20 protein-coding genes are annotated in these 21,678 nt (G+C 65.2%); 8 read left to right on the plus strand and 12 right to left on the minus strand.

Annotated features, from left to right (window positions below; all coding sequences use genetic code 11):
* Positions 1 to 13: 13 nt before the first annotated feature.
* From EUU22_RS22765 to uxaC, 5 genes are all read right to left on the minus strand, one after another.
* The gene (locus EUU22_RS22765) at positions 14 to 337 is read right to left on the minus strand and encodes a cupin domain-containing protein (protein WP_245485257.1); all 324 of its coding nucleotides are present in this window, start codon (positions 335 to 337) and stop codon (positions 14 to 16) included.
* A gap of 7 nt (positions 338 to 344) precedes the next feature.
* Positions 345 to 1,625, minus strand: a complete 1,281-nt coding sequence (locus EUU22_RS22770) for a TRAP transporter large permease (protein ID WP_129334252.1) — start codon at positions 1,623 to 1,625, stop codon at positions 345 to 347.
* A 2-nt stretch (positions 1,626 to 1,627) separates the two neighbouring features.
* Entirely contained in the window at positions 1,628 to 2,149 is a 522-nt protein-coding gene (locus tag EUU22_RS22775) for a TRAP transporter small permease (RefSeq protein WP_165351275.1), read from the minus strand.
* A 70-nt stretch (positions 2,150 to 2,219) separates the two neighbouring features.
* Positions 2,220 to 3,209 (minus strand): TRAP transporter substrate-binding protein, encoded by a 990-nt coding sequence (locus EUU22_RS22780; RefSeq protein ID WP_129334253.1) that lies wholly within the window; start codon positions 3,207 to 3,209, stop codon positions 2,220 to 2,222.
* A 31-nt stretch (positions 3,210 to 3,240) separates the two neighbouring features.
* Entirely contained in the window at positions 3,241 to 4,641 is a 1,401-nt protein-coding gene (uxaC, locus tag EUU22_RS22785) for a glucuronate isomerase (RefSeq protein ID WP_129334254.1), read from the minus strand.
* 105 nt (positions 4,642 to 4,746) lie between these two features.
* Here uxaC and EUU22_RS22790 point away from each other — a divergent pair, with 105 nt between their 5' ends.
* Together EUU22_RS22790 and EUU22_RS22795 are read left to right on the plus strand one after the other, a co-directional pair.
* Entirely contained in the window at positions 4,747 to 5,448 is a 702-nt protein-coding gene (locus EUU22_RS22790; protein ID WP_129334255.1) for a GntR family transcriptional regulator, read from the plus strand.
* A complete protein-coding gene (locus tag EUU22_RS22795) occupies positions 5,445 to 6,359 on the plus strand; it encodes a sugar kinase (protein WP_129334256.1) in 915 nt (304 codons plus the stop codon). The genes EUU22_RS22790 and EUU22_RS22795 overlap by 4 nt, the downstream gene beginning before the upstream one ends.
* A gap of 52 nt (positions 6,360 to 6,411) precedes the next feature.
* Here EUU22_RS22795 and EUU22_RS22800 read toward each other — a convergent pair whose 3' ends face one another.
* Together EUU22_RS22800 and EUU22_RS22805 are read right to left on the minus strand one after the other, a co-directional pair.
* Positions 6,412 to 7,251, minus strand: a complete 840-nt coding sequence (locus tag EUU22_RS22800) for a fumarylacetoacetate hydrolase family protein (RefSeq protein ID WP_129334257.1) — start codon at positions 7,249 to 7,251, stop codon at positions 6,412 to 6,414.
* Positions 7,252 to 7,274: 23 nt separating this feature from the next.
* Positions 7,275 to 8,021: an SDR family oxidoreductase gene (locus EUU22_RS22805; protein WP_129334258.1), complete on the minus strand. Its 747-nt coding sequence runs from the start codon at positions 8,019 to 8,021 to the stop codon at positions 7,275 to 7,277.
* Positions 8,022 to 8,341: 320 nt separating this feature from the next.
* Here EUU22_RS22805 and EUU22_RS22810 point away from each other — a divergent pair, with 320 nt between their 5' ends.
* From EUU22_RS22810 to EUU22_RS22835, 6 genes are read left to right on the plus strand one after another with little or no spacing between them, the layout of a single operon-like run.
* Positions 8,342 to 9,394: a dipeptidase gene (locus EUU22_RS22810; RefSeq protein ID WP_129334259.1), complete on the plus strand. Its 1,053-nt coding sequence runs from the start codon at positions 8,342 to 8,344 to the stop codon at positions 9,392 to 9,394.
* A gap of 45 nt (positions 9,395 to 9,439) precedes the next feature.
* Positions 9,440 to 11,080 carry an ABC transporter substrate-binding protein gene (locus EUU22_RS22815; RefSeq protein WP_129334260.1) on the plus strand — a complete coding sequence of 547 codons (1,641 nt, stop codon included), beginning with the start codon at positions 9,440 to 9,442 and terminating at the stop codon, positions 11,078 to 11,080.
* Complete coding sequence (locus tag EUU22_RS22820; protein WP_439329185.1) at positions 11,081 to 12,154, plus strand: ABC transporter permease; 1,074 nt, start codon at positions 11,081 to 11,083, stop codon at positions 12,152 to 12,154.
* A complete protein-coding gene (locus EUU22_RS22825) occupies positions 12,151 to 13,083 on the plus strand; it encodes an ABC transporter permease (protein WP_129334261.1) in 933 nt (310 codons plus the stop codon). The genes EUU22_RS22820 and EUU22_RS22825 overlap by 4 nt, the downstream gene beginning before the upstream one ends.
* Positions 13,080 to 13,913 (plus strand): ABC transporter ATP-binding protein, encoded by an 834-nt coding sequence (locus tag EUU22_RS22830; protein ID WP_129334262.1) that lies wholly within the window; start codon positions 13,080 to 13,082, stop codon positions 13,911 to 13,913. The genes EUU22_RS22825 and EUU22_RS22830 overlap by 4 nt, the downstream gene beginning before the upstream one ends.
* Positions 13,910 to 14,668, plus strand: a complete 759-nt coding sequence (locus tag EUU22_RS22835; RefSeq protein WP_129334263.1) for an ABC transporter ATP-binding protein — start codon at positions 13,910 to 13,912, stop codon at positions 14,666 to 14,668. The genes EUU22_RS22830 and EUU22_RS22835 overlap by 4 nt, the downstream gene beginning before the upstream one ends.
* A 25-nt stretch (positions 14,669 to 14,693) precedes the next feature.
* On the opposite strand, the gene EUU22_RS22840 is transcribed toward EUU22_RS22835, so the two are convergent.
* The 5 genes from EUU22_RS22840 to EUU22_RS22860 all read right to left on the minus strand — a co-directional run bounded on the left by EUU22_RS22840 (position 14,694) and on the right by EUU22_RS22860 (position 21,474).
* Positions 14,694 to 15,929, minus strand: coding sequence for an alpha-D-ribose 1-methylphosphonate 5-triphosphate diphosphatase (locus tag EUU22_RS22840; protein WP_245485259.1), 1,236 nt, complete (start codon positions 15,927 to 15,929; stop codon positions 14,694 to 14,696).
* A 37-nt stretch (positions 15,930 to 15,966) separates the two neighbouring features.
* Entirely contained in the window at positions 15,967 to 17,169 is a 1,203-nt protein-coding gene (locus EUU22_RS22845; protein WP_129334264.1) for an acetate/propionate family kinase, read from the minus strand.
* Positions 17,166 to 18,542, minus strand: coding sequence for a bifunctional enoyl-CoA hydratase/phosphate acetyltransferase (locus EUU22_RS22850; RefSeq protein ID WP_129334265.1), 1,377 nt, complete (start codon positions 18,540 to 18,542; stop codon positions 17,166 to 17,168). Before EUU22_RS22850 ends, EUU22_RS22845 begins: the two co-directional genes overlap by 4 nt.
* Positions 18,543 to 18,549: 7 nt before the next feature.
* Entirely contained in the window at positions 18,550 to 20,394 is a 1,845-nt protein-coding gene (locus EUU22_RS22855; protein ID WP_129334266.1) for a PHA/PHB synthase family protein, read from the minus strand.
* A gap of 81 nt (positions 20,395 to 20,475) precedes the next feature.
* Positions 20,476 to 21,474 (minus strand): P1 family peptidase, encoded by a 999-nt coding sequence (locus tag EUU22_RS22860; RefSeq protein ID WP_129334267.1) that lies wholly within the window; start codon positions 21,472 to 21,474, stop codon positions 20,476 to 20,478.
* Positions 21,475 to 21,678 lie beyond the last annotated feature (204 nt).

Below are 21,678 nucleotides of genomic sequence, written 5' to 3' on the forward strand. Positions count from 1 at the left end.
TTGTTCATATCGGTCATAGAAAATCGTCGCGGCGCGGGGTGAACGTGTCGATCAGGACACCGGCCTCCAGTGCCTTGCAGCCGTGAACGGCATTCGCGGGGATGACGAAACTGTCGCCGGGCCCGATTTCGAAGGTCTCCTCGCCGATGGTGAAGGCAAAGCGCCCGGATTTCACATAGGTCGACTGGACATGTGGATGGTGGTGCAGGGCGCCGACGCCGCCTTCCGGAAAGCGGAACTCCACCACCATCAGGTCCGGGCTGTCGGCGAGAACACGGCGGACGACGCCGTTGCCGGCGTCGACCTCTGGAAAGACTCTCATGCGGCTCGAGGACATGGAAATCCTATCTGAAGACGGAGGGAAGCCATAGCGACAGCGCCGGAATGTAGCTCACGAGCATCAGTGTTGCGAAGGCTGCGCCGTAGAAGGGCCAGATCGTTTTCATCGCCTGTGAGATCGGTATTCGGCCGACCGCGCAGCCGACGAAGAGCACCGCGCCCACGGGCGGCGTGCAGAGCCCGATGCCGAGGTTGAGGACGAGGATGACGCCGAAATGCACCGGATCGATGCCGAAGGCGGTCGCGACCGGCAGGAAGATCGGCGTCGTGATGACGATCAGCGGCGACATGTCCATGAAAGTGCCGAGGATCAGCAGCACGACGTTCAGCAGCAGCAGGATGATGATCGGATTGTCGGAAACGCCCTGCAGCAGTGCGACCATGGATGCCGGAACCCGCAAGTATGCGAGCAACCAGCCGAAGGACGCGGCGCAGCCGATGACCATCAGCACCATGGCGGTGGTGCGCACAGCCGCGAAGGTCGCTTCGAGAAAGTCGTTCCAGCTCAGCGTGCGATAGACGAGAAGCGTGACCAGTAGCGCGTAGACCACGGCAATGTTGGAGGATTCCGATGCGGTGAAAATGCCGGAACGGACGCCGCCGAAGATGATCGCCACGAGGATGAGGCCGGGCACCGCCGAGGCGAGCAGGCCACCCAGCGCGCGAAAGCCGGGGAACGGCTCCGTCGGATAGCCGCGGCGTCGTGCAACGAGCCAGGCGGCAATCATCAGCGACAGCGCGAGCAGCAGTCCGGGGATGATACCGGCGGTGAAGAGGTCGGCGATCGAGATGCGTCCGCCGGCCGAGATCGAGTAGATGATCATGTTGTGGGATGGCGGGATCATCAGGGCGATGATCGAACCGACGACCGTCACGTTGACGGCGTAGTCGACGTCATAGCCGCGCGCTTTCATTTGCGGCACCATGAGGCCGCCGACGGCGGAAGCATCCGCCGCGGCCGAACCGGACACGCCGCCGAACATCACCGAGGCCAGCACGTTCACCTGGCCGAGGCCGCCGCGCAGGTGCCCGACCAGCCCACCGGCCAGCGCAACGAGGCGGCGGGCGATGTCGCCGCGCACCATCAGGTCGCCGGCATAGATGAAGAACGGGATCGCCATGAGGGCGAAGACTGAAACGCCGGAATTGAGGCGCTGGAAGACGACCACCGGCGGCAGGCCGAGATAGAGGACGGTCGCAAAACTCGAAATCCCGAGACAGAAGGCGACGGGCGTGCCGATCAGCAGCAGAAAGACGAAGGTGCCGAAAAGGACCCAGAGTTCCATGATTATTCCTCCAGCGGTGCGTCGCCGAAGCGCGCGGTCGGCAGGCCTGCTATCCGCCGCAGCACCCGTTCAGCCGAGAAAAGGACGATGAGAACGCCGCCGCCGACGATCGGGATGAAATCGAACGCGCCCGAAATGCCGAGGCTTGGCACCATGTTGCCGGCGGTCTTGTAGGCGAGCGAGGAGCCGAACCAGATCATGCCGCCCCCGAAGGCCGCGACCGCGACATCGGAAAGCGTATGCAGCCAGCCCTTGGCACGATCCGGCAGGACATAGAGCAGGATGTCGAACGAAAGGTGATATCCTTCGCGGATGCCGACGGCTGCCCCGAGGAAGATGAACCAGCCCATGATCATGACGGAGGCCGGTTCGCTCCAGGTCAGGCTGTCGTTCAGAAGATACCGCCAGAACACCTGTGCGGCGATGAAGATCGTCATCAGCACCAGACCGGTCCCGGCGATCCACAATGCGGCGCGCGCGAGCAAGCCGGTAAATCGCGCCAGGCCTTTCATACTGTCTTGCACGCCATGTCTCCTCCCTACAGGGCAGGAAGGCCGCCGGAGCTGCCTCCGCCGGCCTTCCCGTCCATTCTGGTTATTTCGTCGCCTGGATCCGGGCGACCATGTCCTTCAGTTTCTCCGAGGTGACATGCTTCTCGTAGACCGGCTTCATCGCTTCGATGAACGGGGTCTTGTCGATGTCGGCGACGACTTCCGCGCCGGCGGCACGGATCTTCTCCTCCGACTTCTTCTCCTGGGCGGCCCAGAGTTCACGCATGTGCGGAACGGAGTCCTTCGCCGCCTGGCGGACGACAGCCTGGTCCTCGGGAGAGAGCTTGTCCCAGCTCTTCTTCGACATCACCAGGATTTCCGGAACGATCAGGTGTTCGTCGAGCGTGTAGTACTTGGCGACCTCGAAATGGCCGGAGCTGTCGTAGGACGGCCAGTTGTTTTCCGCACCGTCGATGACGCCGGTCTGGATGGCCGAGTAGACTTCGCCGTAGGGCATCGGCGTGGCGTTGGCGCCGAGCGCGCCGACCATGTCGACGAACATGTCGGACTGCATCACGCGGAACTTCATGCCTTTCAGGTCGTCGACCGACTTGATCGGCTTTTCGGAGTTGTAGAAGCTGCGCGAGCCGCCGTCGTAGAAGGCGAGGCCGATCAGGTCGTGGGCTTCGAAGGCCGCAAGAATTTCATCGCCGATCGGTCCGTCCATCACCTTGTGCATGTGGTCGACCGACCGGAAGATGTAGGGCAGCGAGACGACCTGCGTCTCCTCGATGATGTTGTTGAACGGCCCGAGCGAGACGCGGTTGAGGTCGATGACACCGAACTGCGTCTGTTCGATCGTGTCCTTTTCCTCACCGAGCTGGGCGGAATGGAAAACTTCGATACCGATGCGGCCCTTTGTGCGCTCTTCCAGCAGCTTGCCCATGTACTTCACGGCCTCGACGGTCGGATAGCCGTCCGGATGCGTGTCGGAAGACCGCAGCATAAGCTCGGCGGCCTGTCCCGACACGGCCGAGGCGACGATCGCGGCGGACGCCAGGACGGCGAGGCCGAATTTCCTCAGGATGCTCATTTCTCTTCTCCTCCTCTTGTTGCAGCTGTCCTCACAGCCGGTAAGCGGTTTTCGCAAGCTTGTAGGCGAGGTCGTGGGCAACTTCGAAAGCCTCGTCCTCGTCGAGGCGACCGGTCGCGACAAGCGTTGCCAGATAGGCGCAGTCAACCCGGCGGGCCACGTCATGGCGGGCGGGGATCGAACAGAATGCGCGGGTGTCGTCGTTGAAGCCGACCGTGTTGTAAAAGCCCGCGGTCTCGGTCGTCAGTTCACGAAAGCGGCGCATGCCCTCGGCGCTGTCGAAGAACCACCAGGCCGGTCCGAGCTTCAGCGCCGGATAGGCGCCCGCGAGCGGCGCCAGTTCGCGAGAATAGCTCGTCTCGTCGAGCGTGAACAGGATGACGGTGAGCTCCGGACGCATGCCGACGGCATCGAGAAGCGGCTTCAAGGCGCGGACGTAATCGGTGCGGGTGGGGATATCGAAGCCCTTGTCGCGGCCGTGCGTCGCCATGACGCCGGCCGAATGGTTGCGCCACGAACCCGGATGGATCTGCAAGACGAGACCGTCGTCGAGGCTCATACGGGCCATTTCGGTCAGCATGTGGCCGCGGAAGGCATCGGCTTCTTCCGGCGTACACCGGCCGGCCAGCGCCTTTTCAAAAAGGGCCGCGGCCTCGGCCTGCGAGAGGTCCTCGGTACGTGCGGTCGGATGGCCGTGGTCGGAACTCGTGGCGCCATAGGACTTGAAGAAGGCACGGCGGATGCGATGCGCCTCGAGATAACCTTCCCAGGTGGTGGCGTCGGTCCCGGCGAGCTCGCCGAAGCGCTCGATATTGCTTCGGAAGCCTTCGAACTCGGGGTCAACGACAGGGTCGGGCCGGTAGGCGGTGACGACGCGGCCGGACCAGCCGGACTGGCGGATCATCTCATGCCACTCGAGGTCGTCGAGCGGGCTCTCGGTCGTCGCGATCACCTCGATGCCGAAGCGCTCGAACAACGCCCGCGGCCGGAACTCCGGACGCGCGAGACAATCCTGAATGTGGTCATAGAACTCGTCGGCTGTTTCCGCCGAGAAACGCTTTGTGAGCCCGAAGACATCGGCGAAGGACTGCTCGACCCAGAGGCGGCTGGGCGTGCCGCGGAAGAGGTGGAAATTCTCGGCAAAAAGTCGCCAGATCTTCCGTCCGTCGGTTTCCGTCGGGCCGCCGTCGACACGCGGCACGCCGAGCGCGGTGAGCGGGATGCCCTGCGAGCAGAGCATGCGGAAGACATAGTGGTCGGGAACGACGAAGAGCTGGGCCGGATCGGGGAAGGGCGCGTTTTCCGCGTACCAGCGCGGATCGGTGTGGCCGTGCGGGCTGACGATCGGGAGGGTCCGGACGGTCTCGTAGAGACTGCGGGCGATGCTGCGGGCCGTCGGTTCGATCGGGAAAAGCCTGTCCTCCTGCAGCAAATCCGTGGCCTCCTCGCCGACTGCTCACTAAGGTTCCGGAAACGCGATTTGCATTTCCGGAGCAAACTAATATGTTAGTATGCAATATGAGTCAACGGAGGCTTCATGGCTGATCAGCTTCAGCTTCGCGCGGTGGACAGCCTGCGCGTGCCATCGGTTACAGAACTGGTCTTTGAGCAGCTCTACCACCAGGTGGTCGAGCTCGATTTGCCGCCGGGCACGAAGCTGTCGGAGGTGGAGGTCGCACGGCAGATGGGCGTGTCGCGGCAGCCGGTGCGCGACGCCTTCTACCGGCTGTCGCAGCTCGGCTTCCTGCTCATCCGCCCGCAGCGGGCGACGGTCGTCACCCATATCTCGGAGAGGGGCGTCCTGCAGGCGCGGTTCATCCGCACGGCGCTCGAGATGGAAACGGCCCGGGCCGCGGCGGTGGTGTTGTCCGATCGGCAGATCGATGAACTGGAGGAGTTGATCGCCCGGCAGCGCAAGGCGATGGAGACAGACGACAAGGTCCTCTTCCATGCGCTCGATGATGACTTCCACAAACGAATCTGCGACATGTCCGGTCATGACTTTGCCTGGGCGCTGATCCGCGACAGCAAGGCGCACATGGACCGGGTCCGCTATCTCAGTCTTTCCTTCGGGGCGCAGAGCGCGCTTGCGGATCACGTTGAGATCCTGAAGGCGCTGAGGGCCCATGACGGCGATGCCGCCGCGGCCTGCATGCGCGTCCACCTCTCTCGGATCAAGACGATCATCGGTCGCATCCGGGAGAGCCACGGTCAATATTTCGCGGCGGACGAGAAATGAACGAAAGACATCACCGAATTCTCGCGATCGGCGAATGCATGGTCGAGATGGCGCCGCGCGGCGACGGTGCGTATACGCGTAACTTCGCGGGCGACACCTTCAACACCGCCTGGTACCTCCGCCGCCTGCTGCCGGAGACCTGGTCGGTCGACTACTGCTCGGCCGTCGGCGAAGACCGGATCTCCGATCATATGATCACCTTCATGCAGGAGGCGGGCATCGGCACCGACAGCGTCCGGCGCATTTCCGGACGCACCGTCGGCCTCTACATGATCGAGCTCGACAATGGCGAGCGCAGCTTCTCCTACTGGCGCGGCCAGTCAGCGGCAAAGCTGCTGGCGCGGGATCGCGAGGTGCTGTCCGCGGCGCTCGCCGAGACGGAAGTCGCTCTCTTTTCCGGGATCACGCTTGCGATTCTCTCCGAGGAGGATCGCCGCAACCTTCTCGATACCCTTGCTGAGGCACGTCGGCGGGGAACTGTCGTCGCCTTCGATCCCAACATGCGGCTGAGACTCTGGCCCGACGTCGCGGTGATGTGCGCTGCGGTGACGGAAGCCGCCGCCGTCGCGGATATCGTGTTGCCTTCCTTCGATGAGGACGGGCAGTATTACGGTGAGACCTCGCCGCTCGAAACGATCGCCCGCTACCGGAACGCCGGGGCCTCGACGATCGTCGTGAAGAACGGCGTCGGCCGCATCCATGCGGAGGGCCGCGACGAGGGCGTCGTCACCTTCGATCCACGACCCGCTGCCGAGGTCGTCGACACAACTGCGGCCGGGGACAGCTTCAATGCCGGCTTCCTTGCGGCGCGGCTTGCGGGGGCGTCGCTCGGAGACGCGATCGGCCGCGGTTCGCAGGTCGCCGCGCAGGTGATCGGCAAGCGCGGGGCACTCGTCGAGATCGACCTGTGAAGCCTCGAGGACAATGGCGAGCGGGGGGCCCCGCTCGCCTCTCGTCATCCGGTCAATCGGCTCTGAACGTCTGTTTTTGAGTACCGAGGCGCTCAATACCGAGTTCGACGGTGTCTCCGTCGCGGAGGTAACGTGGCGGCTTCATGCCCATGCCGACGCCGGGGGGCGTGCCGGTGGAGATGACGTCGCCGGGGTGGAGGCTCATGAACTGGCTCAGGTATGAGACGAGGAAGGCGACGCCGTAGACCATGGTCTTCGACGAGCCGTCCTGCATGGTCTCGCCGTTGACCTTCAGCCACATCGAGAGGTTCTGCGGGTCGGCGACCTCGTCCTTCGTGACGAGCCAGGGGCCGATCGGCCCGAAGGTGTCGCAGGACTTGCCCTTGGTCCACTGGCCGGCACGCTCGGTCTGGAAGGCGCGCTCGGAGACGTCGTGGGAGACGCAGTAGCCGGCGACGTAGTCGAGGGCGTCGGCCTCGGAGACATATTTTGCAGTCTTGCCGATGACGACGCCGAGCTCGACCTCCCAGTCGGTCTTTTCCGAGCCGCGGGGAATGCGCACCTCGTCATTGGGGCCGCAGATGGCCGAGGTCGCCTTCATGAAGATCACCGGCTCGGGCGGGACGGTGGCACCTGTCTCGGCGGCATGGTCGGAATAGTTGAGCCCGATGCAGATGAACTTGCCGGTGCCGGCAACGCAGGCACCGATGCGGTCCACGGAAAGTTCCGGCAGCGAGGCCGGATCGATTGCGGCGATCTTGGCGAGGCCTTCGGGGGAGATGGCCGCCCCGCCGATGTCGGCGACATGGGCGGAGAGGTCGCGGACCTTGCCGTCCTTGTCGAGGAGGGCCGGCTTTTCCCGGCCGGGCGGGCCGACGCGCATCAGTTTCATGGGGATGTTCCTTTCGAGAGAGGTTAGATCGTCCAGCCGCCGTCGATGGCGTAGGCCTGGCCGGATGTATAGGTGGCGGTTGCGAGATAGACGGCGAGGCCGGCGATCTCTTCGGGGGTTCCGAGCCGCCCCATCGGCTGGCGGGCGATGAAGGCGGCGCGCGCGGTCTCGTAGTCGCCCTGCGCCTTCATGCGCTCCTGCAGCGAGGGGCTCTCGACCGTGCCGGGGCAGATGGCGTTCACGCGGATGCCTTGTGCGACGAAGTCGGCGGCGACCGACTTGGTCAGCCCGATGACGGCGGCCTTGGTGACGGTGTAGGCGCAGCGGTTGGGCACGCCCTTCACGCTAGAGGCGACGGAGGCCATGTTGATGATCGAGCCGTCACCCTTTTCGATCATGCCCGGCAGCACCGCGCGGATGGTGCGGATCATGGCGCGGACGTTGAGGTCGAAGGCGAAGTCGAGGTCCTTGTCGGCCATGTCGAGGACGGTGCCGGAATGGACGAAGCCGGCGCAGTTGAAGAGGACGTCGAAGGGACCGGTCTCCGCGATCACGGAGGCGACGGCCTCGTCCTTCAGGACGTCGAGCACGCGGGTCTCGACGGCGAGCCCTTCCGCCTTCGCCTCTGCGGCGAGGCTCTCCAGCGCTTCCGCATTGATGTCGGTCGCGACCACGCTTGCGCCCGCCCGCGCAAAGGCCAGCGCACTCGCACGGCCAATCCCCTGGCCCGATGCCGTCACAAGTGTGCGTTTGCCGTCCAGAAGCGCCATTTCGAGATTCCCATGGTTGGTGTGGCATTGTCAGACCACCTGATGCTTCGTCCGTCAAGACCGGGAAGGGTCCCTGCGGTACGCTTCATGGGGCTCGCCGGTTTTCGCGGGAGACGCCCGTGGGGCAAAGTTCAAGGCCGAACGATGCGGTGAAGAACCCATCTGTTCTGATAGTGATTTTGGGGCTTGAACCGTCGCCGGATTTGGCCCTACGATCCGGGCCACCGCGCCGGAGAGTGCTGTCGTGCTCCGGCGACAGGCGGTCGCCATCCGCGCGGTCGTTAATCCATCGCTTTGTTTTCCAATGGGAATTTTGCTTAATGGAACTGGTGTTCGACGGTCATAACGATGTCCTCCTGCGGCTCTGGAGGGCTAAGGCGGCCGGGACGGACCCGATCGCGGAATTCGTCGACGGGACCAGCCACGGGCATATCGACGGACCACGCGCAAATGTCGGCGGCCTCGCCGGCGGGCTCTGCGCGATCTACATTCCGAACACCTCCGACTTCGCCCTGAAGGCCCCGGACGCCAACGGTCACTATGCGACGCCGCTCGCGGAACCGCTGGAGCGGGCGCCTTCTCTCGACGTGGCGCTCGCCATGGCCTCGATCGCCGTCAATCTCGATCGCGCCGGCGCGTGGCGGCTCTGTCGGTCGACGGCCGAGATCCGGGCCGCCCTCGACGCGGGGATCTTCGCCGCCGTCATGCACATGGAAGGTTGCGAGGCGATCAGCGAGGATCTTGCCGCCCTCGACGTTTTCTATGCGGCTGGGCTGCGTTCGCTTGGACCCGTCTGGAGCCGCAACAACATCTTCGGCCACGGTGTGCCCTTCGCCTACCCGATGACACCGGACACCGGTCCGGGGCTCACCGACGCCGGTTTCGAACTCGTACGCACCTGCAATCGCTTGGGAATCCTGATCGACCTTGCCCACATCACCGAGCAGGGCTTCTGGGACGTTGCGAAGACCACCGACCAGCCGTTGATCGCCAGCCACTCGAACGCCCACGCGCTGACGCCTGTCGCGCGCAACCTCACCGACCGCCAGCTCGATGCGATCAAGGAGAGCCGCGGCCTTGTCGGGCTGAACTATGCCGTCACCATGCTGCGGGCCGACGGGCGCGACGATGCCGAGACGCCCCTTTCCGACATGGTGCGGCACGTCGACTATCTCGTCGAGCGGATGGGTATCGACTGCGTCGCACTCGGATCGGATTACGACGGCGCGACGATTCCGGCCGAGATCGGCGACGCGGGAGGCACCCAGAAACTCGTTGCGGCGCTCAAGGGCGCCGGTTACGGTGACGAGGAATTGGCGAAGATATGCCGGGAGAACTGGTTGAGAATATTGGCTTCCGCCTGGCACGAATAGGCGGGAAGCACTGGTAGGCAAAGCACAGAAAACAGGGGAACAGACATGTCCGGAATGCTGAACAAGCGCATGCGTGTAATGACGACCACTGCCGCTCTCGCCCTACTTCTGGCTGGTGCGCCGCAGGCTTTCGCCGCGACGCCGGCGGATACTCTGGTCGAAGGCTGGGCCATCGATGACATCATCACGCTCGATCCGGGCGAGGCCTTCGAAATCTCGACCGCGGAAATCACCGCCAACAGCTACAGCAAGCTGGTCAATCTCGACCTCAACGATACGTCCAAGGTGGTCGGCGAACTGGCCGACAGCTGGACGATTTCCGATGACGGCCTCACCTATACATTCAAGCTGAAGCCGGGACTGAAATTCGCCTCCGGCAATCCGATCACCGCGGAAGACGTCGCCTTCTCCTTCGAACGCGCCGTCAAGCTCGATAAGTCGCCGGCCTTCCTGCTGACCCAGTTCGGGCTTACCGGTGACAACGTCACCGAAAAGGCGAAGGCCGCCGACGAAACCACCTTCGTCCTGACCGTCGACAAGGCCTACGCGCCGAGCTTCGTCCTCAACGTGTTGACCTCCACCGTCGCTTCCGTTGTCGACAAGAAGGTGGTGATGGAACACGCCAAGGCGATGACGCCGACGGACGAGTACAAGTACGATACCGATTTCGGCAACGAGTACCTGAAGACCGGCTATGCCGGCTCCGGCCCCTTCAAGGTGCGCGAATGGCGTGCCAACGAGGTCGTCGTTATGGAGCGCAACGACAACTATTTCGGCGAGAAGCCGCCGCTTGCCCGCGTCATCTATCGCCACATGAAGGAAAGCGCCGGCCAGCGCCTGGCGCTTGAAAACGGCGACATCGACGTCGCCCGCAACCTCGAACCCGGCGACGTCGATGCCGTTTCCAAGAAGGAAGGCATTGCCACCACGTCGGCGCCGAAGGGCACGCTCTATTACTTCAGCCTCAACCAGAAGAACGAGACGCTGGCAAAGCCCGAGGTCATCGAGGCCTTCAAGTACCTCGTCGACTACGACGCGATCGGCGAGACCCTTATCAAGGGGATCGGCCAGATTCACCAGACCTTCCTGCCGGCGGGCCAGCTCGGCGCGCTCGACGACAAGCCCTACAAGCTCGACGTCGCCAAGGCCAAGGAACTGCTCGCCAAGGCCGGAGTGCCGGACGGCTTCTCCGTCACCATGGATGTGCGCAACACACAGCCGGTGACCGGGATTGCCGAAAACGTCCAGCAGACGCTGGCGCAGGCGGGCATCAAGCTTGAGATCATTCCGGGCGACGGCAAGCAGACGCTGACCAAGTATCGCGCCCGCCAGCACGACATCTATATCGGCCAGTGGGGTTCGGACTACTTCGACCCGAACTCGAACGCCGAGACCTTCACCTTCAATCCGGACAATTCCGACGAGGGCAAGAACAAGACGCTGGCCTGGCGCAATGCCTGGGATCCGAAGGATCTATCCGCAAAGACCCAGGCCGCACTGCTGGAGAAGGATTCCGCCAAGCGTGCTGCGATCTACGAGGAGCTGCAGAAGGAAGTTCTCGCCCGCGGTCCGTTCGTGATGCTCTTCCAGCAGATCGAGGTCGCCGGTTATTCCGACAAGCTGAAGGGCTTCAAGCTCGGCCCGAGCTTCGACACCAACTTCGTCTACACGATCTCCAAGGAATAAATGGCCTTGGCCGCAGTGGAGAACAGAACCGAGGCGCGGCGTGCAAGGGCAGGCGCCTCGGCTCTAGCCCTGTCGTTCGTGAAATTCGTGCTGACGGTCGCGACGACCTTTCTCGGTCTTCTCGCCGTCACCTTCTTCATCGGCCGCGTCGTGCCGATTGATCCCGCGCTCGCCATCGTCGGCGATCGGGCGCCGGCGCACGTGGTGGAGCGCGTTCGCGAGGAGCTCGGCCTCAACCTGCCGCTCTACCAGCAGTTCGTCATCTATGTCCGGCAGGCCGTGACGGGTGATTTCGGCACGTCCGTGCTCACCACCAATCCGGTGATGACCGACATCGCCCGCGTCTTTCCGGCGACGATCGAGCTTGCGACCGTCGGCACCATCATCGGCGCTGTGCTCGGCGTGCCGCTCGGCGTGCTCGCCGCCGTCCGGCGCGGATCGATCGCCGACCAGATCGTCCGGGTCATCGGTCTCATCGGTTATTCGGTACCGATCTTCTGGCTCGGTCTCCTTGCACTCGTCCTCTTCTATGCCAAGCTCGGCTGGGTCGCCTATCCCGGCCGTGTCGATGTCGTCTACGAGTACAGTTTCACCCCGGTCACCGGCTTCTTCCTCCTCGATGCGGCCATGCAACGGCAATGGGACGTGCTGTGGGATCTCTTCCGCCACATCATCCTGCCCGGTGCGCTGCTCGGCTATTTCTCGCTCGCCTATATCAGCCGCATGACCCGCAGCTTCATGCTGAACGAGCTTTCCCAGGAATATGTCGTCGCGGCGCGGGCGAAGGGGCTCTCGGAGGCGCGGATCATCTGGTTCCATGCACTGCGCAATGCCGCCGTGCCGCTGATCACCGTGATCGCGCTTTCCTATGCGGGGCTGCTCGAAGGCTCCGTGCTCACGGAGACGATCTTCTCCTGGCCGGGGCTCGGCCTCTACATCACCAACTCGCTGCAGAACGCCGACATGAACGCGGTGCTGGGCGGCACGATCGTCATCGGCTCCGTCTTCATCGGGATCAATGTCCTGTCGGACGTTCTCTATCACGTGCTCGATCCGAGGACCCGCAGCCGATGAACACGAACGAAGCGACCCTGAAGCCGACACTCCGCGAATGGCTGCTCTCCGACAGGCCGCAATCGCGCCGGCAGGCGCGGCTCGGCCGCCTCTACGTCATCTGGAGCCGCTTTACCGAGAACCGGCTGGCGGTGGCGGGGCTCCTCATCCTCTTCGGTCTGTTGTTCGTCGCGGCCTTTGCAGACGTGCTGGCGCCCTATTCTCCGGTGCAGGGCAACCTGCGCGGGGCGCGTCTCCTGCCGCCGGGTTCGGCCGGCTACCTGCTCGGCACCGACGACCAGGGGCGGGACATTCTCTCGCGCCTGATCTACGGCTCACGGCTCACGCTCTTTGTCGTCGTTCTCGTGGCGGTGATCGCCGCGCCGGTCGGACTTCTCGTCGGCACGATCTCCGGCTATGCGGGCGGGATCGTCGACGGCATCCTGATGCGGATCACCGACATCTTCCTCGCCTTCCCGAAGCTCGTCCTGGCGCTGGCGCTGGTCGCGGCGCTCGGGCCGGGGATCGAGAATGCGGTTCTGGCGATCGCCGTCACCTCCTGGCCACCCTATGCGCGCATCGCGCGGGCGGAAACCATGACCTTCCGGAACTCGGACTATATTTCGGCGGTCCGGCTGATGGGGGCCTCTCCGGCGCGCATCGTGACCCTGCATATCATGCCGCTCTGTCTCTCCTCGCTCATCGTGCGGGTGACGCTCGACATGGCCGGGATCATCCTGACGGCCGCCGGCCTCGGTTTCCTCGGTCTGGGCGCGCAGCCGCCGCTTCCCGAATGGGGCGCGATGATCGCCTCCGGTCGGCGCTTCATCCTCGACCAGTGGTGGGTGGCGGCGATGCCCGGTGCGGCGATCCTCATCGTCAGCCTCGGCTTCAACCTGCTCGGCGACGGATTGCGTGATGCGCTCGATCCGAGGGAGGCCGGCCAATGACGCCGCTTCTCGACATCCGCAACCTCAAGGTCGGCTATCCGACGCGCAACGGCCTCGTGGAGGCGGTGCGCGGCGTGAGCTTCTCGCTCGGCCGCGAGCGGCTCGGCATCGTCGGCGAGTCGGGCTCCGGCAAGTCGCAGACCGGGCGCGCGATCATGGGGCTGACGCCCCGGCACGCGCAGCTCTCGGCGGATTGCCTGCGCTTCGGCGACATGGATCTCCTTTCCGTCCCCTCGCGGCAACGGCGGGCGCTGCGCGGCAAGAAGATCGCGATGATCCTGCAGGACCCGAAATACTCGCTGAACCCGGTGATGACGATCGGACGGCAGATCGTCGAGACCTTGCGGACGCATGAACCGGTTTCGAAGGCCGAGGCACGCGAGCGGGCGCTCGCCATGCTGGAGGCGGTGCAGATCCACGATCCCGTCCGCGTTTTCGATCTCTACCCGCACGAGATTTCCGGCGGCATGGGGCAGCGGGCGATGATCGCCATGATGCTCGTCTGCGGCCCGGAACTGCTGATCGCCGACGAGCCGACCTCGGCGCTCGACGTGACGGTGCAGCTCGACGTGCTGGAAATCCTCGACAAGCTGGTTTCCGAACGCGGCATGGGCCTGATCTTCATCTCGCACGACCTGCGCCTCGTCTCGTCCTTCTGCGACCGTGTCGTTGTCATGTATGCGGGGCGGGTGGTCGAGGAACTGCAGGCCTCGCGGCTCTCCGAGGCGCAGCACCCCTACACGCGCGGCTTGCTCAACTGCCTGCCGCAGCTCGACCGCGACCGGCATCCGCTGCCGATCCTCGAACGCAAGGCGGAGTGGGCGCTATGACCGCTGCTCTTTCGATCAAGGACATGACCGTCACCTTCGACGGATACCGGGCACTCGCCGGCGTCAGCATCGACGTCGCGCCGGGCGAAGCCTTCGGCATCGTCGGCGAATCCGGCTCGGGGAAGTCGACGCTTTTGCGGGCGATTGCCGGTCTCAACCATTTCGATGGCGGTTCGCTCGAGGTTCACGGCCGGCGTTATAGCGGCCGGCGCCGCGACCCGGAGTTCTACCGCACCGTCCAGATGGTCTTCCAGGACCCTTACGGCTCGCTGCATCCGCGCCAGACCGTCGACCGGCTGCTGCTCGAGCCGCTCGCGATCCACGGCTTTGCCGACACGGAAGCGCGGATCGCCCGGGCGCTCGACGAGGTCGGTCTCGGCTCCGGCTTTCGCTTCCGTTTCTCGCACCAGCTTTCCGGCGGCCAGCGGCAGCGCGTCGCGATCGCCCGTGCGCTGATCGTCGAACCGAAGGTGCTGTTGCTCGACGAGCCGACCTCGGCGCTCGACGCCTCGATCCAGGCGGAAATCCTCAACCTCCTGGAACAGACCCGACGGGACCGGAATCTGACCTTCGTGATGGTGAGCCACGACCTCGCCGTCATCAGCCACATGTGCGAGCGGCTGGCCGTCATGCGCGACGGCGGTGTGGTCGAGGAGGTTTCGGTCGAAGACCTGAGGCAGCGCGCCATCGGCGCGGACTATACCCGCCAGCTGTTGAAGGCGAGCGAGGGCTTCCGGCGCGAGGCGCAGGAGTAGGGCAGCGGGCGCGTGCCCGTCCGGATCAGGCGACGCGAATGCCCGCGCGCCAGATCTGACGGGGGAAGGGGTGTCCTTCGTGCAAGCCGACGCGCACCAGATCGGCCCGTCGTCCGACGGCGATTTCGCCGCGGTCGGTGAAGCCCGCGGCTTCGGCCGGCGCCTTCGTCACCATGCGGACCGCGGCCGGCAGGTCGTAGTCGAGGCTCTCGTCGGCTGCGATCAGGAAGGCGGCGTCGAGCATCGAGCGGGGCACGTAGTCGGAAGCGAGGATGTCGACCAGCTTCTCTTCGAGCAGTTGCCGGACCGCGATGTTGCCCGACTGCGAACCGCCGCGCACGATGTTCGGCGCGCCACCGACGATCTGCATGGCCCGGCTGCGTGCTTCACGTGCGGCTTCGATCGTGCAAGGAAACTCCGAAACCGCGACGCCCTCGTCGGCGGCAAGGTCGATGTGCTCGATATCGGTGTCGTCATGGCTCAAGAGCGTCAGCCCGCGCCTCCTTGCGAGATCCACGATCTTCGGCCGTACGGTCGCACCGATGTGGCTCTTCTCGGCAAGAAGGATGTCGATCTTTTCCCCCACGCGATCGTGACTCTCGCCCGTCGATTTCGCGGCGCGGAAGACGTAGGCGTCGAGATCACGGCTCTGGCGGATGCCGGGCAGGTGTTCCATCACCGACACGAGCCGGACGATCGGCCGGTCGATATGGGCTTCGGTGAGGGCCGGGGTCTCCGGATCGGTCACCTCGCAGCGCAGGTGAAGAAAATGCTCCGCCTTCAGCATGCCGCCGTCGCGCGCCTTTTCCAGTGCCTCGATCATAGGTTTCAGGATCTGCGCGCGCTCTGGATTGTCGGTCGTCGCGCCGACGCAGAGACTGTCGAGCACGGTGGTGACGCCACCGCCGATGACCTGGGCATCATGGGCCAGGGCCGCGCGGAGGAAGTCCCAGCGCACATGGGCACGTGGATAGACGTGCTTCTCGAAATGGTCGGTGTGCACGTCGACCAGTCCCGGCAGGAGATAGTCGCCGCCGCAGTCGATGTCGTCCGGGCGGGGCGAACGCCGTTCGTCGATCTCCGTGATGACACCGTCGCGGACGACGACCGTTCCCTCGGCGATGCGATCGGCAAGGATGATCCGGGCATTCGAGAGGACAAGAGGTGCAGCCGTGCGCATGGCGCTTTCGCAGGCTATCCCGGCCATCAGCATCAGCGCGCTCCTCGTCGTGTCGATCGGGTGAAAGGCGGCACGACTCAAGGGGGCGCCGCTTTGGACGCGGCTTCTTAACGCTGGCCTATGTCAGTTCTGTGTCGGTCGGCTGCGCATCGAGAACCGCAAGCGCCTCGTCGGCGATCACCTGTTCCTCGTCGGTCGCGATGACGAAGACCTTCGTGCGGCTCGCCGGGGTGCTGACCATCTTCGTATTGGCCGCATTGGCGGCGTCATCGAGCGCGATGCCGAGGAAGGCGAGCCGCTCGCAGACCGCCTTGCGGATCGCCGGCTGGTGCTCGCCGATCCCGGCGGTGAAGACGAGGGCGTCGAGGCCGCCGATCGAGGCCGAAAGCCGGGCGACTTCGCCGGCGATGCGGAAGGTGAAGACGTCGAGCGCCTCGCGGGCTTCCGGCCGGTCGCTTTCGAGCAGGACCCGGCTGTCGGCGCTGATCCCGGAAAGGCCGAGCAGGCCGGACCTGTGGTAGAGCAGGTCTTCCAGTTCTTCCCGGCTCATGCCCTTCGTGCGCATCAAGTGGAAGAGCACGCCCGGATCGATCGCCCCACTGCGCGTCGCCATCGGTATGCCGTCGATCGTCGAGAAGCTCATCGAGCTGTCACGGCTCTTGCCCCCGCTGACGGCGCAGAGGCTCGCGCCGCTGCCGAGATGGGCGATCACGGTCCGGGCGCCGGCGAGATCCGGCCGGCGTCGGGCAAGCTCGGCGGAGACGAAGGCGTAGGAGAGGCCGTGGAAGCCGTAGCGCTTGATCCCCTCCTCGTAGAAGCTGCGAGGAATGGCGAAGCGCCGGACCACCGGTGCCTGATCGGCATGGAAAGCGGTGTCGAAGGAGGCCGTCTGCGGAAGCCCCGGCCTCAGGTCTGCCACCGCGCGGATCAGTCGCGCGTTTTGCGGCTGGTGCAGGGGGGCGAGCGGAGACAGCGCGTCGATCGCGTCGATCGTGGGCGCGTCGAGCAGCACCGGACCGCGGAAGCGGTCGCCGCCGTGGACGACGCGGTGACCGACCGCGGACACTGCATCGAGGTCGAAATGGTTTGCGAGCCAGCCGAAGGTTTCGTCGAGCACCTCGTGCAGAACGTCGCCGCCTTCGGCTTCCAGGGGAACGTCGAAGGTTTCCGGTCCTTCGACGAGATGGAAGGTGAGCGGCTTGTGGCGGAAGTCGATCATGCCCTTGCCGATGCGACGCGCCTTGCCGTTCTCGCGGAGGAAGAGGCCGATCTTCACCGTCGAGGAGCCGGCATTGAAGGTGAGCAGCAGCCTTCCCGTCATTGGCAGGGCAGCCCCTGTGCCGACCGGCGGGCCGCCATCAGCTTGGCGAGAGCCGCCGAGGCGATCCGCACCTTCAGACTGTCGGAGCGGCTAGTCAGGATGATCGGCACGCGGGCGCCGAGGACGAGGCCGGCGGCATCGGCACCGGCGAAATAGAGGAGCTGTTTGGCGAGCATGTTGCCGGCTTCGAGGTCCGGCACCAGCAGAATGTCCGCCCGTCCGGCGACGGGGGAGACGATGCCTTTGGTGCGGGCGGCGTCGAGGCTGATCGCATTGTCGAAGGCGAGCGGCCCGTCGACGCGCGCGCCGGTGATCTGGCCACGCGCCGCCATCACGGTCAAGGCCGCGGCGTCGAGCGTCGCCGGCATCTTGCCGTTGACGGTCTCCACCGCGGCGAGCACCGCGACGCTCGGTTCGAGATTGCCGAGGAGGTGCAGGAGATCGACGGCGTTCTGGCAGATGTCGCGCTTCTGTTCGAGCGTCGGCGCGATGTTGATCGCCGCATCCGTCACGACGAGCAGTTTCGGATAGGCCGGCACGTCCATCACGTAGGCGTGGCTGATCCTCCGCTCGGTGCGAAGCCCGGAATTGAGCGCGACGACGGCCCCCATCAACTCGTCGCTGTGAAGGCTGCCCTTCATCAAGATCGCGACCTTGCCCGCGACCGCCAGCTCGACGCCCCGTTCGGCCGCTGCGTGGCTGTGATCGGCGCAGACGATCTCGAAGCCGTCGAGTGCAATGCCCGCCTCCGTCGCGGCGGCGCGGATTTTCGCCTCCGGTCCGATCAACACAGGTTCGAGAAGGCCCTCTTCGCGGATTTCGGCGGCCGCCTGGACCGCCTCCGGCGAACAGGGATGGACGACCGCGACCTTGAGCGGCGGGGATCGCTTCGCATCGGCAACGATCGTGTCGAACTGGTCCTGATGCTGGGCCGCGGCAGCGATGAGGGAGGGCAACACGGCCTGCGGCCACTCGACCCGCTCGAAGCGGGTGATGACGGTGGCAAGGCCGGTCAGTACCTCCTCGCCTCTCTGGTTCAGGCAGCGGGTGTTGAGAACGACGATCTGCTTGTCTGCCCGCTTCTCGATCACGCTCACGGTCGCCGTGATCGTGTCGCCGGGCGCGACGGGTTTATGGAATTTCAGTTCCTGCCCGAGATAGATCGTGGCGCCGGCCGGCGGACGCGCGCCATCCGCCGCCGAGGCCGCAGACCAGATCGCCCGGGCGACAACCTCGCCGATGAAATCGCGTGGCGAAAAGGCGCTGTCGCCTGCGGAGGTGAGGTCGCCGGGCTCGACCGTGCGCTCGATGGTGGCGCTGTCTCCGACGGCGATTTCGTCGAAGGTCCGGTTCGTCAGGAGCGGGCTGTTCATCGCGGCCTCATCGTTCGAAGACATAGGTTCCGGGGGCGGCCTCGAGCGGCGGATAGCCGCGCTCCGGCGCTCCGATTGTCGGCGGTGCGACCCTTGACGGCGAAGAGCGGGCGGCAAGCCAGTCCGCCCAGCGCGGCCACCATGACCCGTCCTCGGCCGCCGTGTCGCGCAGCCATTCATCGGTGCCGATGCACGGGTCCGCGGCGGCTTTCGTCGTCATGCGGAAGTGCCGGTGCGGGTGGCCGGGCTCGCTGACGATGCCGGCATTGTGGCCGCCGCTCGTCAGGACGAAGGTGACCTCCGTGTCGGTGAGCGCATGGATCTTGAAGACCGATCGCCATGGCGCCACATGGTCGCGCTCGGTGCCGACGGCGAAGATCGGCACGCGAATGTTCTGCGGAGCGGCGGGATGGTCGCCGACCATGTAGCGGCCGGCGGCGAAGTCGTTGTCGAGGTAGAGGCGCTGCAGGTATTCCGAATGCATGCGGAACGGCATGCGGGTGGAATCGGCGTTCCACGCCATGAGGTCGTTCAGCGGCTGGCGTTCGCCCATCATGTAGTCGCGCACGATCCGTGACCAGACGAGGTCGTTCGACTTCAGAAGCTGGAAGGCGCCGGCCATCTGGTCGGTCGAAAGATAGCCGCGGTTCCACATCATGCTTTCGAGGAAATGCAGCTGGCTGTGGTCGATGAAGAGCGCGAGCTCGCCGGGTTCGGTAAAGTCGATCTGGGCGGCGAGAAGGGTCACCGAGGCGAGGCGGTCGTCGCCGGCGCGCGCCATGGCGGAGGCCGCGATCGAGAGCAGGGTCCCGCCGAGGCAATAGCCGGTCGCATGGATCTTGCGGTCCGGGAGGATCGCCTCGATGGCGTCGAGCGCTGCCATCACCCCGTGCCGGCGATAGTCGTCGAGCCCGAGATCCCGGTCGGCGGCGGTCGGATTGTGCCAGGAGATGCAGAACACGGTGTGGCCGCGGTCGACCAGGTAACGGATGAGCGAGTTCTGCGGCGAAAGATCGAGGATGTAGTATTTCATGATCCAGGCCGGCACGATGAGGATCGGCTCGGCATGGACCGTCTCCGTCGCCGGCGCGTACTGGATGAGTTCGATCAGCCGGTTGCGGTAGACCACGCGCCCCGGTGTGGTGGCAACGGCTTCGCCCGGTACGAACTCCTCCGTTCCGGCAGGCGGACGGCTCGTGAGCCTGCGGTTGGTGTCGTCGACCAGATTGCGCAGGCCGTCGACGAGGTTCATTCCTCCCGTCTCCGCCGTCTTCTTCAGAACGTCGGGATTGCTCCAGGCGAAGTTCGAGGGGGAGAAGACGTCGAGCATCTGACGGGCGGCGAAGGAGATCACCTCCTCATGGTGGGGTGTCACGCCCGGGACGTCGTTGGTGACGTTGTGCCACCATTGCTGGTTCAGCAGGAAGGCCTGCGAGAGCACGTTGAAGGGAAGGTGCTTCCAGCCTTCGCTCGCGAAACGGTCGTCGCCCGGCAACGGCTCTATGCAGGGGGGCGTCTGCGGATCGGTTGCGCAGGCGGCGAGATGAACGGCGAGCCGGTTCGATTTGCGCAGCGCCTTGTCGAGGAGTTCCAGCCGCTTTCCCGGTGCCATGGCAAGATGCATCGCCCAGTCGAAGACGGCGAGCGAGAGCGCTGCCGGCGAAAGCCCGCCGGTCATCGGCGCCATCAGGGACTCGGTCATCCGGTTGAGTGCTTCGAACGCCTCGGCGTCCGACGCCTCGTCGGCGCCGAGCGCCGACAGCGTCGCGTCGAGATCGACCGGGAAAGGCTCTGTCGCCTTGATCAAGCTCTCTCTCGACACGCGACGCTCCTTGCTCTGTCCGGCAGCCATTGCCGCTCCCGTTTGGGAGCAGGTATCGATATGGCATCAGCAGTATAGCTCAATGCCTGCAAACCAAAATCCTGCCCTCTCTCAGCCGAAGCGATCACGCCAGGAGAGCTGTGCCCCTTCGACCGGCAGGGAAGTCGCTTCATAGACGCCGCGGGCGATCGCGCGGGCCATCACCAGCGCCGCAAGATGGCAGAGTTCCATGAAATCAACCGAGCTTGCGAGTGGCCGCGCATTGGTCGCGGCCGCAAAAACGGTATCGCCGTCGGCCGGCAGATGCGCCGGCAGGACGGCGCGGCCGATGCCGTTCTGGCCCATGATCGACAGCCGGTGCGCCTGCGCCTTGGTGAGCGCCGCGTCGGTGACGACCGCGCCGATGGTCGTAGCGGTGAGGTTGATCCCCTTCGCCCTGAGGACGGTGTCGGGCGCGGAGAAATTGGCCGGCAGGCCGATGCCGCCGAATTCATCGTCCAGCTCGAAAGGGGCCGACCAGAAGAAGGGGCCGTCACCGATGGTCGCGGATCCCATGGCGTTGACGGCGACGATCGCCGCCACCTTGTGGCCGCCCGTGGTCATGGCGCTCGCCGAGCCCAGTCCCCCCTTGAGGGTTGCCGTCGTCGCGCCGGTGCCGGCGCCGACGCTTCCGAGTGCGAAAGTGCCCTTGGCGGCCGTCTTAAACGCGGTATAGCCCATGTCGCGATAGGGCGACTGGATGCCCCAGTCCTTGTTGCCGCCGTTCAGGAGATCCATGAGGATCGCTTGCGGCACGATCGGCACGCGCACGTCGCCGACGGGAAAGCCGCGGCCGATCTCGCGCAGGCCCGCCTGCACGCCACCTGCCGCGTCGAGACCGAAGGCCGAGCCGCCGGAGAGCACGAGGGCGTCCACCACCTCCACCGTCATCGACGGGTCGAGGAGGCTCGTCTCGCGTCCGCCGGGCGCGCCGCCGAGCACGCTGCCGGAGGCGACGGCGGGCTCGTCGAAGACGATCACGGTAACGCCGGAGCCGAGCTTGAGGTCGGTCGAATGGCCGACGGAAACGCCTTTGATGTCGGTGAGCAGGTTTTCGAGGGCGCCTGCCATGCGTCTCTCCTGTTCGTGGTGGCCGTGGCCTTCGCGCAACGGTTTGATCCAGCGTCAAATCTGCGGCCGGAATGTGCAGGCGTTCTTGACATGGATCAAGGGCGGGCGCGAATTTCAACGCCAGATTGACCGGCATAGCTTCCGGAGCGACCCGCCTCCGGCCCAGCATTTCGACAGGTTCCGATCTCTCGTCTTTCCGTTTTT

Source organism: Ciceribacter ferrooxidans (assembly GCF_004137355.1).
Taxonomy (GTDB): domain Bacteria; phylum Pseudomonadota; class Alphaproteobacteria; order Rhizobiales; family Rhizobiaceae; genus Allorhizobium; species Allorhizobium ferrooxidans.

What these genes read in the sequence shown, in the direction of transcription:
- EUU22_RS22795 (WP_129334256.1), top strand. Translation starts at nt 5,445, where the DNA reads ATGAACGAAAGACATCACCGAATTCTCGCGATCGGCGAATGCATGGTC.
- EUU22_RS22815 (WP_129334260.1), top strand. Translation starts at nt 9,440, where the DNA reads ATGTCCGGAATGCTGAACAAGCGCATGCGTGTAATGACGACCACTGCC.
- EUU22_RS22860 (WP_129334267.1), bottom strand. Translation starts at nt 21,474, where the DNA reads ATGGCAGGCGCCCTCGAAAACCTGCTCACCGACATCAAAGGCGTTTCC.
- EUU22_RS22765 (WP_245485257.1), bottom strand. Translation starts at nt 337, where the DNA reads ATGTCCTCGAGCCGCATGAGAGTCTTTCCAGAGGTCGACGCCGGCAAC.
- EUU22_RS22830 (WP_129334262.1), top strand. Translation starts at nt 13,080, where the DNA reads ATGACGCCGCTTCTCGACATCCGCAACCTCAAGGTCGGCTATCCGACG.
- EUU22_RS22805 (WP_129334258.1), bottom strand. Translation starts at nt 8,021, where the DNA reads ATGGCGCTTCTGGACGGCAAACGCACACTTGTGACGGCATCGGGCCAG.
- EUU22_RS22820 (WP_439329185.1), top strand. Translation starts at nt 11,081, where the DNA reads ATGGCCTTGGCCGCAGTGGAGAACAGAACCGAGGCGCGGCGTGCAAGG.
- EUU22_RS22855 (WP_129334266.1), bottom strand. Translation starts at nt 20,394, where the DNA reads ATGGCTGCCGGACAGAGCAAGGAGCGTCGCGTGTCGAGAGAGAGCTTG.
- EUU22_RS22850 (WP_129334265.1), bottom strand. Translation starts at nt 18,542, where the DNA reads ATGAACAGCCCGCTCCTGACGAACCGGACCTTCGACGAAATCGCCGTC.
- EUU22_RS22825 (WP_129334261.1), top strand. Translation starts at nt 12,151, where the DNA reads ATGAACACGAACGAAGCGACCCTGAAGCCGACACTCCGCGAATGGCTG.
- EUU22_RS22845 (WP_129334264.1), bottom strand. Translation starts at nt 17,169, where the DNA reads ATGACGGGAAGGCTGCTGCTCACCTTCAATGCCGGCTCCTCGACGGTG.
- EUU22_RS22790 (WP_129334255.1), top strand. Translation starts at nt 4,747, where the DNA reads ATGGCTGATCAGCTTCAGCTTCGCGCGGTGGACAGCCTGCGCGTGCCA.
- EUU22_RS22835 (WP_129334263.1), top strand. Translation starts at nt 13,910, where the DNA reads ATGACCGCTGCTCTTTCGATCAAGGACATGACCGTCACCTTCGACGGA.
- EUU22_RS22780 (WP_129334253.1), bottom strand. Translation starts at nt 3,209, where the DNA reads ATGAGCATCCTGAGGAAATTCGGCCTCGCCGTCCTGGCGTCCGCCGCG.
- EUU22_RS22800 (WP_129334257.1), bottom strand. Translation starts at nt 7,251, where the DNA reads ATGAAACTGATGCGCGTCGGCCCGCCCGGCCGGGAAAAGCCGGCCCTC.
- EUU22_RS22810 (WP_129334259.1), top strand. Translation starts at nt 8,342, where the DNA reads ATGGAACTGGTGTTCGACGGTCATAACGATGTCCTCCTGCGGCTCTGG.
- EUU22_RS22770 (WP_129334252.1), bottom strand. Translation starts at nt 1,625, where the DNA reads ATGGAACTCTGGGTCCTTTTCGGCACCTTCGTCTTTCTGCTGCTGATC.